16 protein-coding genes are annotated in these 16,264 nt (G+C 70.1%); 4 read left to right on the top strand and 12 right to left on the bottom strand.

Annotated elements, in window-relative coordinates:
• Positions 1-345 precede the first annotated feature (345 nt).
• The 12 genes from pgsA to IAE41_RS19205 all read right to left on the bottom strand — a co-directional run bounded on the left by pgsA (position 346) and on the right by IAE41_RS19205 (position 13,902).
• The gene (pgsA, locus tag IAE41_RS19260) at positions 346-972 is read right to left on the bottom strand and encodes a CDP-diacylglycerol--glycerol-3-phosphate 3-phosphatidyltransferase (RefSeq protein WP_079221387.1); all 627 of its coding nucleotides are present in this window, start codon (positions 970-972) and stop codon (positions 346-348) included.
• 17 nt (positions 973-989) lie between these two features.
• On the bottom strand, positions 990-2,834 hold the full coding sequence (gene uvrC, locus IAE41_RS19255; protein ID WP_200734201.1) for an excinuclease ABC subunit UvrC: 1,845 nt from the start codon (positions 2,832-2,834) through the stop codon (positions 990-992).
• Complete coding sequence (locus IAE41_RS19250; protein WP_079221385.1) at positions 2,831-4,243, bottom strand: hypothetical protein; 1,413 nt, start codon at positions 4,241-4,243, stop codon at positions 2,831-2,833. The genes uvrC and IAE41_RS19250 overlap by 4 nt, the downstream gene beginning before the upstream one ends.
• Positions 4,240-4,728 (bottom strand): low molecular weight protein-tyrosine-phosphatase, encoded by a 489-nt coding sequence (locus tag IAE41_RS19245; RefSeq protein WP_200734200.1) that lies wholly within the window; start codon positions 4,726-4,728, stop codon positions 4,240-4,242. The genes IAE41_RS19250 and IAE41_RS19245 overlap by 4 nt, the downstream gene beginning before the upstream one ends.
• Positions 4,725-5,498: a 3-deoxy-manno-octulosonate cytidylyltransferase gene (gene kdsB, locus IAE41_RS19240; RefSeq protein ID WP_200734199.1), complete on the bottom strand. Its 774-nt coding sequence runs from the start codon at positions 5,496-5,498 to the stop codon at positions 4,725-4,727. Before kdsB ends, IAE41_RS19245 begins: the two co-directional genes overlap by 4 nt.
• A 75-nt stretch (positions 5,499-5,573) precedes the next feature.
• Complete coding sequence (gene lpxK, locus IAE41_RS19235) at positions 5,574-6,593, bottom strand: tetraacyldisaccharide 4'-kinase (protein ID WP_108746356.1); 1,020 nt, start codon at positions 6,591-6,593, stop codon at positions 5,574-5,576.
• Positions 6,593-8,341: a lipid A export permease/ATP-binding protein MsbA gene (gene msbA, locus IAE41_RS19230; RefSeq protein ID WP_079221381.1), complete on the bottom strand. Its 1,749-nt coding sequence runs from the start codon at positions 8,339-8,341 to the stop codon at positions 6,593-6,595. The genes lpxK and msbA overlap by 1 nt, the downstream gene beginning before the upstream one ends.
• Entirely contained in the window at positions 8,338-8,760 is a 423-nt protein-coding gene (locus IAE41_RS19225; RefSeq protein WP_108759598.1) for a biopolymer transporter ExbD, read from the bottom strand. The genes msbA and IAE41_RS19225 overlap by 4 nt, the downstream gene beginning before the upstream one ends.
• 3 nt (positions 8,761-8,763) lie before the next feature.
• Positions 8,764-9,426, bottom strand: a complete 663-nt coding sequence (locus IAE41_RS19220) for a MotA/TolQ/ExbB proton channel family protein (protein WP_108746355.1) — start codon at positions 9,424-9,426, stop codon at positions 8,764-8,766.
• Between the two features lie 3 nt (positions 9,427-9,429).
• The gene (locus IAE41_RS19215) at positions 9,430-11,817 is read right to left on the bottom strand and encodes a DNA internalization-related competence protein ComEC/Rec2 (RefSeq protein ID WP_200734198.1); all 2,388 of its coding nucleotides are present in this window, start codon (positions 11,815-11,817) and stop codon (positions 9,430-9,432) included.
• Positions 11,818-11,885: 68 nt separating this feature from the next.
• On the bottom strand, positions 11,886-13,229 hold the full coding sequence (locus IAE41_RS19210; protein WP_108746353.1) for a HAMP domain-containing sensor histidine kinase: 1,344 nt from the start codon (positions 13,227-13,229) through the stop codon (positions 11,886-11,888).
• 1 nt (position 13,230) lies between these two features.
• Positions 13,231-13,902 (bottom strand): response regulator transcription factor, encoded by a 672-nt coding sequence (locus IAE41_RS19205; RefSeq protein ID WP_079221376.1) that lies wholly within the window; start codon positions 13,900-13,902, stop codon positions 13,231-13,233.
• Positions 13,903-14,045: 143 nt separating this feature from the next.
• On the opposite strand from IAE41_RS19205, the gene IAE41_RS19200 reads away from it, so the two are divergent.
• The 4 genes from IAE41_RS19200 to IAE41_RS19185 all read left to right on the top strand — a co-directional run bounded on the left by IAE41_RS19200 (position 14,046) and on the right by IAE41_RS19185 (position 16,128).
• Positions 14,046-14,813: a MipA/OmpV family protein gene (locus IAE41_RS19200; RefSeq protein WP_079221375.1), complete on the top strand. Its 768-nt coding sequence runs from the start codon at positions 14,046-14,048 to the stop codon at positions 14,811-14,813.
• A 32-nt stretch (positions 14,814-14,845) separates the two neighbouring features.
• A complete protein-coding gene (locus IAE41_RS19195; protein ID WP_079221374.1) occupies positions 14,846-15,133 on the top strand; it encodes a hypothetical protein in 288 nt (95 codons plus the stop codon).
• Between the two features lie 179 nt (positions 15,134-15,312).
• On the top strand, positions 15,313-15,579 hold the full coding sequence (locus IAE41_RS19190) for a hypothetical protein (protein WP_200734197.1): 267 nt from the start codon (positions 15,313-15,315) through the stop codon (positions 15,577-15,579).
• A 69-nt stretch (positions 15,580-15,648) separates the two neighbouring features.
• Complete coding sequence (locus IAE41_RS19185; protein ID WP_200734196.1) at positions 15,649-16,128, top strand: hypothetical protein; 480 nt, start codon at positions 15,649-15,651, stop codon at positions 16,126-16,128.
• Positions 16,129-16,264 lie beyond the last annotated feature (136 nt).

Here is a 16,264-nt window from a genome sequence, read left to right as displayed (position 1 = left end):
TGCGTGGATGGGGGCATCCCGCCCCGGTAGATCCACGCCATGCGTGGATGGAGGCATCCCACCCCGGTAGATCCACGCCATGCGTGGATGGGGGCATCCCGCCCCGGTAGATCCACGCCATGCGTGGATGGAGGCATCCCACCCCGGTAGATCCACGCCATGCGTGGATGGGGGCATCCCGCCCCGGTAGATCCACGCCATGCGTGGATGGAGGCATCCCACCCCCGTAGATCCACGCCATGCGTGGATGGGGGCATCCCGCCCCGGTAGATCCACGCCATGCGTGGATGGGCGCGACCGTGGGGTCAGAGCCCTTTCCTGCGGAAAGGGATCCGACCCCGGAGCTCAGTTGCCCAGCTTCTTCTGCCGCGACCGCTCGCGCGCGGCACGCTCGTCTTCGCGCAGGCTCGGCCAGGCGGCATGCAGGTACTGCAGGCCCGACCACAGGGTCAGAACCGCGGCGATGGCCAAGGTCCAGTCGCCGATATGGAACACCGGCGGGCCCATCCAGATGTCGTTGACCGGCACGTTCGGCGCCACCGAATACAGCAGGCACAGCAGCGCGACCATCTGCGCGGTGGTCTTCACCTTGCCGATCATCGCCACGCGCACCTTGGCGCGCTGGCCCAGCTCGGCCATCCACTCGCGCAGCGCCGACACCGCGATCTCACGACCGACGATCACCGCCGCCCAGAACGCCATCCACGGCGTCGGGTGGCCCTGCACGATCAGGAACAGCGCCACGGCCACCATCAGCTTGTCCGCCACCGGATCGAGGAAGGCGCCGAACGCCGATTCCAGCTTGTACCGCCGCGCGATCCAGCCATCGAGCCAGTCGGTGATGGCGGCCAGGCCGAAGATCGCCGCGGATGCGAAATTGGTCCAGGTGTAGGGCAGGTAGAACACCAGCACCAGCACCGGGATCATCACGATCCGCAACAACGTCAGCCAGGTGGGCAGGGTCAACTTCATGCGGCTTGCTTCTCTCTCTACTCGGCCGGGTCAGGCGTGGCCAACCCGTGCAGGTTAGCGTAGATGCGTGCGGCGAGGGCATCATTGATGCCTTCGACCTTGGCGATTTCGGCTTCACCGGCGGCTTTCAGGCCCACCAGGCCGCCGAAATGCTTGAGCAGGCTGGCACGCCGGCGCGGGCCGATGCCGGGGATGTCTTCCAGCTTGCTGGTCATGCGGGCCTTCTGCCGGCGGCCGCGGTGGCCGGTGATGGCGAAGCGGTGGGCTTCGTCGCGCACCTGCTGGATGAACTGCAGCGCAGGATTGGCCGCGCCCGGGCGCAGCTCGCGGCCATCGGGCATCACCAGCGCTTCGTGGCCGGCACGGCGCTCCACGCCCTTGGCCACGCCCACCAGCAGCACCCCCTCCACGCCCAGGTCGGCCAGGGCGGCCTGTGCCTGGGCCAGCTGGCCGGCGCCACCGTCGATCAGCAGCACGTCGGGCAGCACGCCCTGCTCTTCCACCGCGCGGCGGAAACGGCGGTCGATGGCCTGGTGCATGGCCGCGTAATCATCGCCGGGCTCGATACCGCTGATGTTGAAGCGGCGGTACTGCGCACGGACCGGGCCGGCGGCATCGAACACCACGCACGAGGCCACGGTGGCTTCGCCCATGGTGTGGCTGATATCGAAGCACTCCACCCGCTTGACCGGCTCGGCCAAGCCCAGCATCTCGCGCAGGGCCTCGCTGCGCGCGTGCTGCGCGTTGCGGCTGTTCAGTTCGGTGGCCAGGGTCAACTGCGCGTTGCGGCTGGCCAGCTCCAGGTAGCCGGCGCGCTCGCCACGCACGTTCCACTTCAGCTGCACCTTGCGTTCGGCCGAGGCCGAGAGTGCGGCCACCAGCAGGTCGGCGTCGGGAATCTGCCGGTCCAGCAGGATCTCGCGCGGCGGCTCGAATTCGATGTAGTACTGCGACACGAACGCGGCCAGCACCTCTTCCGGGCTGTCCTCGCCATTGGTGCGCGGGAAGAACGGGCGGGTGCCGAGGTTGCGTCCATCGCGGAAGGCCAGCAGCAGCACGCAGGCCTGCGAGCCCTGCATGGCGACCGCCAGCACGTCCAGGTCGGCGGCGCGGCCATCCACGTACTGGCGGGTCTGCATGCTGCGCAGCGAAGCGATGAGATCACGCAGGCGCGCGGCCTGCTCGAACTCCAGCGCCTCGCTGGCGCCCTGCATCTGCTCGCCCAGCTCGCGGGTCAGCTCGTCGCTCTTGCCTTCCAGGAACAGCGTGGCGCGGCGCACAGATTCGGCGTATTCCTGTGCCGGCACCAGGTCCACGCAGGGCGCGCTGCAGCGGCCGATCTGGTACTGCAGGCAGGGCCGCGAGCGATTGCGGAAAACGCTGTCCTCGCAGCTGCGCAGCTTGAACAGCTTGTGCATCAGGTTCAGCGTCTCGCGCACCGCGGTAACGCCCGGGTACGGCCCGAAGTAGCGGCCGGGAATGGCGCGCGGGCCGCGGTGCAGGGCGATGCGCGGCCAGTCCTCACGGGTCAGCAGCACATGCGGGTAGGTCTTGTCGTCGCGCAGGGACACGTTGTAGCGCGGCGACAGCGATTTGATCAGCTGGTTTTCCAGCAGCAGCGCTTCGCCTTCCGAGCGCGTGACGGTCACGTCCATGCGCGCGATCTGCGAAAGCATCGACATGATGCGCGCGTTCTTCGGGCTGCCGTTGAAGTAGCTGCCGACGCGGTTGCGCAGCGCGCGCGCCTTGCCCACGTACAGCAGGGTGTCGTCAGCCGCATACATGCGGTAGACGCCGGGTGCGGTGCTCAACTGGGCCGCGAAGGCCTTGCCGTCGAAGGCCGGGGCGGTGACGTCGGTCATTCGCTGATCGGCACTTCGCTGAGCACGCCGCTGTCCGGGTCGAAACGCAGCACGGCGTGCGCGTCGGTCTCGGCAATCCACACCGCACCGGCGCCCACCGCCAGACCTGCCGGGCCATGCAGGCGGCGCGGCAGGGGCTGGGTGACAAGATCGCCGCCGCCCAGGCGCAGGGTGCGCAGGCGCCCGTTGCCGGTGTCGGCGATCCACAGCACGGGTGCGTCCGGGCTCAACGCGATGGCCTGCGGGTACTGCAGGCTCGCCTGCCCGCGCGGGCCGTCCTCGGCGCCGAAACGCCAGGTGCCCTGCCCGACCAGGGTCTGCACGAGATCGCCACGCAGCTGCACCGCACGGATCGAGGACCCCAGCGCATCGGCCACGTACAGCACCTGCTGCACCACCGCCAGGCCGGTCGGCTGGGCGAAGGCGGCCATGTGCCCGCTGCCGTCGCGCTCGTCGATGGCGCCGCTGCCGGCACGCCATTGCAGGCTGCGCAGGCCCAGGTGGAAGCTCCACAGCCGGTTGTCGCCGGCCATGGCGATATGCAGCTGGTTGTCGGCGATGGCCAGGCCGACCGGATGGTCCAGCGCCACCTGCCGCGGCTGCGCCACCGGGCCCTCGACGGGCGTGCCAGGGCGGCCATTGCCGCACAGCGTATCGACCTGGCCGGTCGCCAGGTTGATCCGCCGCACCGCGTGGTTGCCGGTGTCGGCCACGTACAGCGACTCGCGCTCAAGCACCAGCCCCTGCGGGCGGTGGAACGCGGCTTCGGCCAGGTTGCCGTCCATGAAATCGGCGGTGCCCAGCCCGAACTGGCGCAGCACGCGCCCGCCGTGGCTGCATTCCAGGATGCGATGGCGGCCACTGTCGGCGATGTACAGGCGATCACGGTTGACCGCCAGGCCCGCCGGAAAACGCAACGGATGAGGCAGTTCGGGATGCAGCTCGCTGCCGCCCCGCGACGGCGCCGGCGGTGCGCCTTCGCAGAGATCGTTCAAGGCACGCTCCAGCTCACCCGGCGCGCCCAGGCCGACCAGGCGCTGCTGCTCGCGGCCCTGCGCGTCAAGCAGGATGACGGTCGGCCAGGACGTCACGCCGAAGCGGCGCCAGCCATCCCAGTCGGCATCCAGCAGTGCCGGCATCGACAGGCCCTGCCTGCGCAGCAGCTTCAAGGCCGCGCCGGCGTCGCGCTCGAAATCAAAGCGCGGTACGTGCAGGACCAGTGGCTGCAGGCGCCCGGGGTTGCGTGACAGCCATTGGCCGAACTCGGCCAGCCGCTGCATGCTCCAGGCCGATGCGGCATTGACGAACAGCAGCGCGACCGGCCGGCCGCGCAGTTCGGTCAGGGTGCAGGGGGCGGCATTGAGCCAGGTGGCAAACTCGGGCAGGTCCTGGACAGGCTGTGCGTTCATGGCCTGATTATGCCGGAGTCGGCGTCATGCAACAGTCGTGCCACGGCACGCTGCGCCGCCTGGTCGACCATCGCCCAGACCTGCTCGAAATGGTCCTTGCCACCGGTATACGGATCAGGGATCGCCTGCGCGCCCTGCCCGCCCGACCATGGCAGGTACAGCGACAGGCGTCCGCGCTGGGCGGCCGTGGCCAGCCGCGCGGCGTCGCGCAGGTTGGTTTCGTCCGCACACAGGATCCAGTCGAAGCGCTCAAAATCCCCGGGCTGGAGCTGGCGGGCCCGCAGCCCGACGATGTCCACGCCATGGCCGGCCGCGCAGGCGATGGCGCGCCGGTCAGGCGGCTCACCCACATGCCAGTCGCCGGTGCCGGCCGAATCGACCTGCACCCGGCCGGCCAGCGGCGAGGCCTGCAGGCGGGCACGCAGCGCGCCCTCGGCCATCGGCGAGCGGCAGATGTTGCCCAGGCAGACGACCAGCAGGTTCATCGCGCAGCCATGGACTGCAGCAGGGCCTCGGCACGGGCGAGGTCTTCGGGCGTGTCGATGCCCGGCGGGAAGGCTTCGGGCGAGATCGCCACGCTGATCGGGAAACCGGCTTCCAGCACGCGCAGCTGTTCCAGCGCCTCGACCTGCTCGAGCAGGCCCGGCGGCATCGCCGCGAACTGCTGCAGGAAGCCGGCGCGATAGCCATAGATGCCGATATGCCGCAGCCAGCGATGCCCTTCCGGCAGCGCCTCGCGGCTGCGCGCGAAGCCATCGCGATGCCAGGCGATCGGCGCGCGGCTGAAATACATCGCCTCGTTGCGCACGTTGCGCACCAGCTTGACCACATTCGGGTCGAACAGGGTGTGGGCATCCTCGACGGTCGTGGCCAGGGTCGACATCGGCGCATCGCCTTCGACCAGCGCCTCGGCCACCGCCCGGATGCCGGCCGCCGGTGCGAACGGCTCATCGCCCTGCAGGTTGACCACCACCGTTTCGTCGCACCAGCCGGCGATGCGCGCGCACTCGGCCAGGCGGTCGGTACCGGAGGCGTGGCTGACCGCGGTCATCGCCACGTTCACCTCGGCCAGGCCATCCAGCGCATCGGCGATGCGCGTGTCATCGGTAGCCACCCAGACTTCGCGGGCACCGGCCAGCAGCGCGCGGCGCGCCACGTGCAGCACCAGCGGCTCGCCGCCCAGCAGGCGGAGCGGTTTGCCCGGCAGCCGCGAGGCAGCGTAGCGGGCCGGAATGGCGACGACGAATTCAGTCATGCGGGCGGTACTCGGCAGGCGCGATACAGCAGGAATGCGGCCGGCGGCAGGCGATTGCAAGCGCCGCGCGGCCGCTCAGTTCGGGCGCAGCTTGTCCAGGCGGTCGGTCAGCGCCACCCAGAAGGCCGCCGGCAGCTCGGCGCGCAGCGGCACCGCGTAGTGCCAGTCATTGCCGAAGGCGCGGCACTTCACCGCATCCTTTTCGGTCATCAGTACCGGCAACTGGCTGCCGAAGGACAGGTCCTGCGGCTGGTAGACCTGGTGGTCGGCGAAGGCATGCGGCACCACGCCGATGCCGCGCGCGCGCAGCATGTCGAAGAAGCGCTGCGGGTTGGCGATGCCGGCCACGGCATGCACGCGCTGGCCGGCGAAGTACGCCAGCGGTCGCGGGCGGCCACCGGGCAGCGGCTGCGCGCTGTCGATGTGCAGGGCCATCGGCCACTGGCCGAAGCCGCAGGCCTGGGCGGCGGTGGCTTCATCGGCCTGGCCGAGGTTGACCACGCGGAAATCACATTCGTCGGCGCGGCTGACCGGCTCGCGCAGCGGCCCTGCGGGGATCATCCGGCCATTGCCGTAGCGACGCTGCGCATCGATGACTTCGATCTCGATGTCGCGCTGCAGGCGGTAGTGCTGCAGGCCATCATCGCAGACGATGACATCGCAGCCGGCCGCGATCAGCGCCTTGCCGGCAGCCACGCGGTCGCTGTCCACGCGCACCGGTACGCCGGTCTTCCACGCGATCAGCACCGGCTCGTCACCGCCCAGCGCGGTCGGCGTATCGGCCTCGACCCAGCGCGCCTTGTCCGCCTCTTCACGGCCGTAGCCGCGGCTGGCCACGCCCGGCTTCCAGCCGGCCGCGCGCAGGCGCTCGACCAGGGCGATGGTCAGCGGCGTCTTGCCGGTGCCACCGGCGGTGATGTTGCCGACCACGATGACCGGCACCGGCAGCGCATGGCGCTTGAACCAGCCCCTGCGGTACAGGCGCCGGCGCAGGGCGGCCACGCCGGCGTAGACCGGCGCCAGCAGCCGCATCGGCAATGGAACCGGGCTGCCGTCGTACCAGTACGGCGGGGTCTGGGTACCCTTGCCTGCCATCAGTCCTGCCTTTCGCGGAACTGCATGCTGTGCAGGTGCTGGTACAGGCCACCCATCTCCAGCAGTTCCTTGTGGGTGCCACGCTCGACGATGCGGCCGTGGTCCATCACCAGCACCTGGTCGGCGTGTTCGATGGTGGACAGGCGGTGCGCGATCACCAGCGTGGTGCGCTCGGGCATCAGGCGCTGCAGGGCGTCCTGCACCAGGCGTTCGGATTCGTTGTCCAGCGCCGCGGTGGCCTCATCCAGGATCAGGATCGGCGCATCGCGCAGGATCGCGCGGGCGATCGCCAGGCGCTGGCGCTGGCCACCGGACAGCAGCGCACCGTTCTCGCCCACCGGGGTCTGCAGCTGCTGCGGCATGCGTGCGATGAACTCCCAGGCATTGGCCGCCTCGGCCGCCGCACGGATCTGCTCCTCGGTCGCTTCCATGCCATAGGCGATGTTGGCGGCGATGGTGTCGTCGAACAGCATGACCTTCTGCCCGACCATGGCCACCTGGCGGCGCAGGTCAGCCAGGGCGTAGTCGTCCAGGGCCACGCCATCCAGGGTGATGAGGCCGCCGCTGGGCTCATAGAAGCGCGGCACCAGGCGGATCAGGCTGGTCTTGCCGCTGCCGGAACGACCGACGATGGCGGTGACCGTACCGGGTTTCGCGACGAAGCTGATGTCATCCAGGGCGATGCCACTGTCGGCGCGGTAGCGCAGCATGACGTGCTCGAAGGCCAGCTCACCGCGGGCGCGCTGCAGTGGCGTGCGGCCGGCGTCGCGCTCGACCGGCATGTCGATGATGCCGAACAGGCGCTCGGCGGCGGCCACGCCACGCGAGATCGAGGTCTGCACGCTGGTCAGGCGGCGCAGCGACGGAATGATGGCCATCATCGAGGTCATCAGGCCCATGAACTGGCCAGCGTTGAGCTTGCCGGCCAGCGCTTCGCGGGTGGACACCCATACGATGACCGCCAGCGCCAGCGCAGCGAGGAACTGGACCACGCTGGAGGCGGCCGCGCGCGTCACTTCGACCTTCATGTTCAGCGCCAGCATGCGGTTGGCCAGGCGCGAATAGCGGCTGATCTCGTGCTGCTGGGTGCCGTGCACCTTCACTTCCTGCTGCGCGGCCAGCGACTGCTCGGCGGTCTGCGCCATGGTACCCATGCCATCCTGGATACCGCGGCTGATGCGCCGGTAGCGCTTGCCCACGTAGGACACGATGGCGCCGATCAGCGGCACCACCAGCAGCATGGCCAGGGTCACCTTGACGCTCATCTGCAGCATCACCACCAGCATGGCGATGATGGTCAGGGTGTCGGCCACCATGGTCTTCAGTGCATCCGCACTGGCCTGGGTGACCTGCTCGGTATCGAAGTTCAGGCGGCTGACCATCACCGGCGTCGCTTCGGTATCGAAGTGCGAGGACGGCAGGTGCAGGTACTTGTCCAGGACTTGCTCGCGCAGGTCGCGCACCACGCTGCGGCCGGTCTTGGCCAGCGTGTAGTCGCTGACCCAGGTGGCCAGGCTGCGCATCAGGAACAGGCCGAGGATGGTCAGCGGCAGCACCACGGCGGCGCGCGGCTGCGGGTCGACGAAGCCGTCGTTGACCAGCGGCTCCATCAGCTTGGTGAAGTGGTAGCCGGCCAGGGCCTCGACCACCATCGCAATGACGGCGGCCACCATGAACACCCAGTAGGCCCGGGTGTAGCCGAGCAGGCGTTTGTAGATCGGCCACACCGGCGCGTGATTGGAACTCATGGACGCACCTCTGGCGCTGTTGCGATTGCGATACGGCGGAAGCCGAGCTGGCCCAGCGCATCCTGCGCGGTGACCACGGCCTGGTAGGGAGTGCGCGCGTCGGCGCGCAGCAGCACGGTCTGCTGGCGGTCGCTGCCGGCCACCGACGCGATGGTCTGCTTGACTGATTCCACGTCGGTGCGCAGCACTTCCTGGTCGTTGACGAAGTAGCGGCCATCGGCGTTGATCAGCACGCTGAGCGAACGCGGCGCCTCGCTGGTCTGCTGGTCGCTGGCGGTCGGCAGCTGCACCTGCAGCGTCGAGCGCGCGTCGAACGTGGTGGTGACCACGAAGAAGATGATCAGCACCAGGATGACGTCGATCAGCGGAACCAGATCGATATGCGGCTCATCCTGGGATCGGTCGTTGCCGATGCGCATCGATCAGGCCTTGGCCGTGGCAGGGGCGGCGGCGCGCGGGGCCGGTGCCGGGTTCATCACCCCCGGGCGCCCGTCCAGCGTGTCCAGCAACGCGCTGGCTTCCTGCTCCATCTCCACCACGTAGCCGTGGATCCGGCCCTTGAAGAAGCGGTGGAACATCAGCGCCGGGATGGCCACGATCATGCCGGTGGCAGTACACACCAGGGCCTTGCCGATGCCACCGGCCAGCTGGTTCACGTCGCCCACGCCGTGGTCGAGGATGCCCAGGAACATCTGGATCATGCCGATGACCGTGCCCAGCAGGCCGAGCAGCGGGCCCGCCGAGGCAATGGTGCCCAGCGCATTGAGGAAGCGCTCCATGCGGTGGACCAGGTGGCGACCGGTGTCCTCGATGCGCTCGCGGATCTGGTCACGCGGGCGGTTGCGGGCTTCCAGCGCGGCGGCCAGCAGCGCGCCCAGCGGCGAATTGGCCCGTAGGGTCTGCAGGTGCGCCGGGTCGAGCTTGCCGCGTGCGGCCCAGTTGCGCACTTCCTGGCCGAGGCCAGGCGGCAGCACCTCATTGCGCCGCAGGGACCAGAAACGCTCCAGGACGATCGCCAAAGCCAGTACGCCCAACAGCAGCAGCGGCACCATCGGCCAGCCACCGGCCTTGACCAGTTCCCACACGTTTCAACCCTCCGGCCCAACGGCCGCTTGTTCGATCGGCGATAGGATAGCAGCCGACCGCGCCCGCCCAGCGGCATCCCACCACCGGGCCGCGTGGATACGCTGTTCACGCACCTGCAGCCCTTGTGCGCCAAGCCATGCGCGGATGGCGCCGGACTCGGCCGTGTTCAGCACCTCCGCCCCCACCGCCTGCCAGCACAGCACTACGTCACGTTTCGGGTGGCCGAAGCGGTTCTGGTGGCCGGCCGAAACCACCGCCAGCCGGGGCTTCACCGCCGCCACCCAGGCCGCCGTCGAGCTGCCGCCACTGCCATGGTGCGGCACCAGCACCACATCGGCGCGCAGTGCCGCAGGTCCGGCCTGCAGCAGCTGCTGCTCGGCCTGGCGGCCGATGTCACCGGGCAGCAGGACCACCCCGTGCGCACTGGCCACCCGCAGCACACAGCTGGCTTCGTTGTCATGCTCGCTGCCAGCGGGCGGCGGGTGCAGCACCTGGAAGTCCACCCCATCCCACTGCCAGCGCAGGCCCTGGGCACAGGGCAGGGCGCCCTCGACCGGGCTGCCCGGCGGGGCCAGCACCTGCAGGCCCGGCAGCGCGCCGCGCAGGGCCGGCAGAGCGCCGGCGTGGTCGAGATGATCGTGGCTGAGCAGCAGCTGCACCGGCGGCGCCTGCCCCAGTGCGCGCACGGCCGGCAGCAGGACGCGCTCCTGGCCCTGGCCCGCGGGTGGCCCGGCGTCGTACCAGAGCGCATGCGTGGCCGTGCGCAGCAGCACCGCCGCGCCCTGCCCCACGTCGTGCACCAGCAGCTCCAATTCGCCGTGCCGCGGCCCGGGCACGGCCGGCCACAACAGGGGCAGGCACAACAGCGCGCCCGCCAGGCCCCCTCCGGCGCCGCGCGGCAGCAGCCACCAGAACACCCCCGCCAGGGCCGCGGGCAGCGCCCAACCGGGTGCCTGCGGCAGCCACCACATCGCCTTCGGGTGCTGCGCCACGGGCTGCAGCAGCCCCCAACTGAGATCGAACAGCCAGGCCGCCGCGCGCCACGGCCACGCGCCCGCCCCGTCATGCAGCGCCTGCAGGCCGGTGCCGAGCAGGGCCAGCGGCACCACCAGCAGGCTCCACCAGGGAATGACCGGCAGGTTCAGCAGTGGCCCCAGCCACGAGGTGCCGCCGAACAGCACCACCGCCAGGGGCAGCAACGCCACGCTGGCCACGCCCTGCCCGGCCAGCGCCGCGCGCAGCATGCCGCCGATGCCAGCCGGCGGGCGCTGCGGCAGGCACCACAACAGCCACAGCACACCGCCGAAACTCAGCCAGAACCCTGCCGAAAGCACCGCCAGCGGTGCCGGCAGCAGCATCACCGCCGCCGCCAATGACAGCGCGGGCGCCGTGCCCAATGGCCGCCGGCTGGCGCGCGCCAGCGCCACGGCAGCGATCATCAGCGCGGTTCGCACGGTGGGCAGCTCGCTGCCCGCCAGCAGCGTATAGCCCGCAGCGGCCAATGCGGCGGCGCAGGCGGCGGCCTGTGGGCGCGGCCAGGCACGTGCCAGCGCCGGGCACAGCCACCACAGGCCCGCGCACAGCAGGGCGGCAAAGCCAGCCACCAGACCGACATGGAAGCCGGAGATCGCGATCAGATGGGTCAGGCCCAGCGCGCGCAGCTGCTCCCAGTCGGTATTGGTCAGGCCACGGGTATCGCCCAGCGCCAGGGCCTGCACGAATCGCGCCGAGGGACTGCCCACCTGCACGGCGATGGCGGCGCTGCAGCGCTCGCGCCATGCGGCCAGGCCGTGCGCGGCACGCAGCTGGCGCGCGCGTCCAGGCGCACGCACGCTGGCGCTGCCGGCCAGGCCCTGCAGCAGCGCGTGGCGCTCGCCATCGAAGCCGCCGGGATTGATCCGCGAGCGCGGCGGCCGCACGCGCAGCGGCAGCTCCCAATGCGCGCCGGCACGCAGCGTGCGGCGCAGCGGATCGACGGCCCCCGTACGGCGCGGATCATGCCAGCTGACCTGCAGGCGCCGCCCCTGCAGCGCTGGCACTCCTTCGGCCTCGGCCACATCGAACAGGAAACGGCTGTGGTCGCTGCGCACCTGCGGCAGCTCGACGATACGGCCACGCACCAGGACATCCTGCGCCGTTGCCGCGGCAGGCACCTGCTGCTGCAGGGCGGCGTGCCCATGGCAGCTGGCCCAGGCCAGGCCGAATACGGCCGCGGCCAGCACCCGTCCGCGCCAACGCCATGCCCAGCCTGGCAGCGCCAGCAGCACCAGGCTGATGCACAGCCAGCGCGGCGGCAGCGCCGGCAGCAGCACGCACACCAGCGCACCCAGCACCAGGGCGGCGGCGCAGGCGGGGCCCAGCAGGGGTGCAACCACGGCAACGGTACGCATCGGCGCAGCGTCGCCGTGCGGCGCCAGGCCTGCCTATCAGGCAAGCCCGCGCATTGCTGTGGGCGACCTCAGCGGCGCACGGTGGCGCGGTGGAAGTTGACCCGGAAGCTGGCGCCTCCGCCCACCGCTTCGGCCACGCTGACAGTGCCCCCGTGGTGCTGCACGATTTCCTTGACCAGGTGCAGGCCCAGGCCACTGCCACTGCCGGCAGCGCGCAGGCGATGGAAGGGTTCGAAGATCGCCTCGCGGTCACCCACCGGCACGCCCGCGCCCTGGTCACTGATCTCCAGCAGGCCCTGCGCGTCCAGGCGCACGCAGATGATGCCGCGGCCGCCACCGTGGACGATGGCGTTGTGCACAAGGTTGGCCATCACCCGGCCCAGTGCCAGGCCATCCCCCTGGATCCACACCGGTTCATCCGGCGCATCCACTTCGAAGCCGTACCCCGCGCCGACCACCAGCGGCGCCAGCTCGGCCGCCGATTCGCGCACCACGTGGGCCAGGTCCACCCGCTGCAGCGCGCTGACGTTGCGGTCCAGGCGCTGCAGGTCGAGCAGGTGCTCGGCAACGTTGCCCAGCCGCGCGACGTCGGTCAGCAGCTGCGATTTCAGTTCGCCCTGCGGCAGCTGCGACAGCCGTGCCTGCACCACCGCGATCGGCACGCGCAGTTCATGCGCGGCATCGGCGAGAAACTTGTCGCGTGCAGCGTAACCCTGCTGCACCTTGTCGATGGCATCGTTGAAGGCCCCCACCAGCGGCGCGACCTCGGTGGACACCAGTTGTTCGTCGAGGCGCGCGCCGGGCTGGCCGATGTCCAGTTCCTTGGCCTGCTGCGCCAGCCTGCGCACACCGCGCATTGCACGATGGATGACCGTCGGCATCACCAGCAGGGTGACCACGATCAGCGGCAGGAAGAACCAGAAGCCGATCAGCCGCAGCACCATCAGCGCGCCATCCACCAGCCCGCCCTTGGGTGCGCCACCGGCCATCACGGTGATGCGGCGGCCGTCCTCGTTGCGCACCATCACCCGCGCGACATCCAGATAGGGCGGCACCAGCGATCCGACTTCAGTGGCACCCAGTGCCGGCAGTCGTGCCAGCAGCGGCGCGTGCAGCGCTGGCACCTTGCCACGCTCCAGCCAGAGGCCACGGTCATCGACAGCCACGAACCACAGGTTGCCACCGGCGCGCTCGTTCAACGCCTGCCAGCGCGGTTCGTCCAGCACCAGGTGCGCGCCCTGGCTGTGCACCGCCTTGGCCACGTCCTCGGCGGTAAACATGTCCATGCCCCAGGATTCCTTGTCACCCCAGGTGAGGATCAGCGCAACCACGGCGAACAACACAGTGAATGCCTGCGCCAGGAACAGGCGCCACGCCAGGCCAAGGGTGATCGAACGGATCTGCCTGGCCATCTCAGGTCTCCGCCAGCAGGTAGCCGACGCCACGGATGACGTGGATCTCCACGCCCGCACCCGCCTGCTGCAGCGCCTTGCGCAGCTTGGAGATGTGCGCATCCAGTGCGTTGGACTGGATCTCATCATCGAAGCCGTACACCGCCGCCTCCAGCGCACTGCGGGTGACCGTTCGCCCCTGCCGCATCGCCAGCGCCTGCAGCACCAGCACCTGCCGCCTCGGCAGGGCCAGCAGCTGGCCGTCCACCTGCGCCTGCAGCGATTCGAAATCGAACTCGAAGTTTCCCAGCCGCAGGCTCGGGGTCACCATCGCCGACGGCCGTCGCGACACCGCGCGGATCCGCGCCATCAGTTCCTCGATCGCCACCGGCTTGACCAGGTAGTCGTCGGCGCCGACATCGAGTCCTTCGACCTTGTCCGACAGCGTGCCCTTGGCGGTCAGCATGATCACCGCCAGGTTCGGCCGCAGCGCACGCGCAGTGGCGACGAAACCGGCGCCATCGCCGTCGGGCAGCTGGCGGTCAAGCAGCAGCAGCTGGTGCACGGGTTCGCGCAGGGCCAGCGCCGCTTCGGCCAGGCTGCCGACCACATCGGCGACCACGCCCTGGCGCTCCAGCCCGGACTGCAGGGCACGGGAGAGGTCGGGATCGTCTTCCACCAGGAGGATGCGCATCGTTGGCTCGGCTACCGGAAACGCTGCCGATGATAGTGCCTGCGTGCACCTCGGAGGCCTTTGCGCGGACATTGCCGGGGCGCAATGTTCCGACAATGTTGTGCCGTCAGGATGCAACGCGGTTCCCTGCAAAGTGCCCCTCGATGCTCCCGATGTCCCGTACCCTGCTGCGCCCCCTGCTGTGCACCGTCGTTCTCTCCACGCCGCTGCTGGCCAAGGCCCAGGAACAGGCACCGGGCGTGCAGGCCGGCATCACCTTCGGCGCGACCACCGGTGCCTATGCGCACTACGATGACAAGCCGCTGGTGGTGCCGGCGCTGGCATGGCAGGGCAAGCGCTTCTATGCCAGCCCCGGTTCGCTGGGCATGTACCTGTACAAGGACGAGGGCCTGCGCGTATCCGCGGTGGTCACGCCGTACACGCTGCGCTTCAAGACCGATGACGTGAACGATGCGCAGCTGCGCCGCCTGCACAGCCGGCAGATGTCGGCGATGGCCGGCGTCAGCGCCGAGTACAGCGCCGGCTGGGGCGCACTGTCGGCCAGCGTCAAGCGCGAGGTCAGCGGCCACGGTGGCGGCCTCGAATCGAGCCTGTACTACAGCTATCCCATCCAGGCCGGCCGCTTCACCTGGGTGCCGCGCGTGGGCGTGGTGCACAGCAGTGCGCGCCTGCTCGATTACTACTACGGCATCAGCGACGAGGAAGCGCTGCGGTCGGGCCTGGCCGCCTATGCGCCGGGCAGCGCCACGTCGCCAGGCCTGCAGATCGCGGTGAGCACACCGCTGGGCACGAAATGGCGCGCCACCGGCGTGGTCGCCAGCCAGTGGTTCGGCGATGCGGTCAAGGACAGCCCGATGGCCCGCCGCGGCGCGCAGAACTCCGCTTTCATCTCCCTGATGCGCTCGTTCTGATCGAGCGCGCTGCAACGGACAAGGACACCCCCATGGCCTCCGTTTCCTTCCCCACCGATGCGCACGCGATCCTGCGTGCGCCTGACCTGGACAGTGCCGAGCGCGCCTATCTCGGCCTGATGCCGGACCAGGCCCACATCGATGCACTGGTGCGCCACGCCCTCGGCCTGTCGCGCGTGGCCGACGCGGCCCGCGGTTATGCGCTGTCGATGACCCTGGTCGGCCTGCGGCTGCAGGAACTGGAGATGGACGAGCCCTGCGCCACGGCCCATCGCCAGTCGACGCTGCGCAACCTGCGCCAGGTATACGCCGCGGCCTGAGCGTCGCGGCACGACCCGCCCGCGCCGCAAGGCCCCTCCCGCGCGGATCAGGCCGCCAGCGCCCGGATTCATCCGCGCTGCCAGCCCTTGGCACGCGCATTTCCCGGCTTCGTCGCATGCCGGTTCCGGTCCGCCTGCCCCGGTGACACGCTGGGCTCCCCTGTCCGGAGCACCGCGCCATGCCGATGCTTGCCCTGCTGCTGTTGAACGCGGTCCTGTCCAGCGTCGGCACCGGCGGCGTGGAGGCCGGCCAGGCGCCCGCCACCGGACTGGCCCCGGCCAGCAAGGACGATCTCTGCCTGCAGCTGCGCCTGCGCCAGGACAGCGTGCTGCGCTGGGAACGCGCCGAAGGCGGAAGGTCCCACGCACTGGGCATCGCGCACCAGGTCGAGGGCCACTGGCAGCTGCGTCATCGTTTCAGTGTCGGCACACCGGCCGCACACTGATCGCCAGCCGCGATTCATCCTGACCGGCACGCCCGGTGACAGCATGGTGCCCTGTCGAAAGGATGCGCCATGAACACCCGGATCGTTGCCCGTGCACTGCTGTTGCCTGCCGTCGTGCTGCTTGCGGCCTGCTGCCCGTTCGGCAGCGAGATCCGTACCCGCCCGGGCTACGTCAACCCACAGCTGACGCCTGCCGCATCGCGCTCGCTGGTCGCCGACTGCGAGCGCCAGGGCGCGCAGCTGCGCCGCCAGCTGGAAGCGGCGTATGTGGGAAGCACCCGGCAGGAATGTGCGCTGCCGCAGCCGTTCGCGGACTATCGCTTCGTCAATGCCATGGGCGAGGCCGTTTCGCCGGAGCGCGCCAGCGAGGCACGCGTCGCCCACGTCGAGCGCGTCTGCACTGCCGCGCAGGGCAAGGACAGCGCGCTGGCGGCGCTGTGCCCGGACTGCCGCAGCAAGGCCGAGGAGCGCGTGCGCCAGTGCCGCACGGACAAGGGCCTGGTGCGCAGCGAGCGACCGGTGCGGATGTGCAGCATGATCCAGTTCTGAGGGGCGGACGCCATGCAACAAAAAAGCCGACCCATCGGGCCGGCTTTCCTGTTTCCACCGCTTCACCGGCCATGCCGGGAGCCAGGTGGTGGGCGGTACAGGGTTCGAACCTGTGACCCCTACCATGTCAAGGTAG

This window comes from Stenotrophomonas sp. S39 (assembly GCF_016624665.1).
GTDB lineage: Bacteria > Pseudomonadota > Gammaproteobacteria > Xanthomonadales > Xanthomonadaceae > Stenotrophomonas.
This window is presented reverse-complemented; position numbering and strand designations above follow the sequence as displayed.

Coding starts and splice junctions, on each gene's coding strand:
- IAE41_RS19205 (WP_079221376.1), bottom strand. CDS start 13,902: ATGCGCATCCTCCTGGTGGAAGACGATCCCGACCTCTCCCGTGCCCTG.
- IAE41_RS19190 (WP_200734197.1), top strand. CDS start 15,313: ATGCCGATGCTTGCCCTGCTGCTGTTGAACGCGGTCCTGTCCAGCGTC.
- IAE41_RS19185 (WP_200734196.1), top strand. CDS start 15,649: ATGAACACCCGGATCGTTGCCCGTGCACTGCTGTTGCCTGCCGTCGTG.
- IAE41_RS19195 (WP_079221374.1), top strand. CDS start 14,846: ATGGCCTCCGTTTCCTTCCCCACCGATGCGCACGCGATCCTGCGTGCG.
- pgsA (WP_079221387.1), bottom strand. CDS start 972: ATGAAGTTGACCCTGCCCACCTGGCTGACGTTGTTGCGGATCGTGATG.
- kdsB (WP_200734199.1), bottom strand. CDS start 5,498: ATGACTGAATTCGTCGTCGCCATTCCGGCCCGCTACGCTGCCTCGCGG.
- uvrC (WP_200734201.1), bottom strand. CDS start 2,834: ATGACCGACGTCACCGCCCCGGCCTTCGACGGCAAGGCCTTCGCGGCC.
- msbA (WP_079221381.1), bottom strand. CDS start 8,341: ATGAGTTCCAATCACGCGCCGGTGTGGCCGATCTACAAACGCCTGCTC.
- IAE41_RS19215 (WP_200734198.1), bottom strand. CDS start 11,817: ATGCGTACCGTTGCCGTGGTTGCACCCCTGCTGGGCCCCGCCTGCGCC.
- IAE41_RS19210 (WP_108746353.1), bottom strand. CDS start 13,229: ATGGCCAGGCAGATCCGTTCGATCACCCTTGGCCTGGCGTGGCGCCTG.
- lpxK (WP_108746356.1), bottom strand. CDS start 6,593: ATGGCAGGCAAGGGTACCCAGACCCCGCCGTACTGGTACGACGGCAGC.
- IAE41_RS19250 (WP_079221385.1), bottom strand. CDS start 4,243: ATGAACGCACAGCCTGTCCAGGACCTGCCCGAGTTTGCCACCTGGCTC.
- IAE41_RS19200 (WP_079221375.1), top strand. CDS start 14,046: ATGCTCCCGATGTCCCGTACCCTGCTGCGCCCCCTGCTGTGCACCGTC.
- IAE41_RS19225 (WP_108759598.1), bottom strand. CDS start 8,760: ATGCGCATCGGCAACGACCGATCCCAGGATGAGCCGCATATCGATCTG.
- IAE41_RS19245 (WP_200734200.1), bottom strand. CDS start 4,728: ATGAACCTGCTGGTCGTCTGCCTGGGCAACATCTGCCGCTCGCCGATG.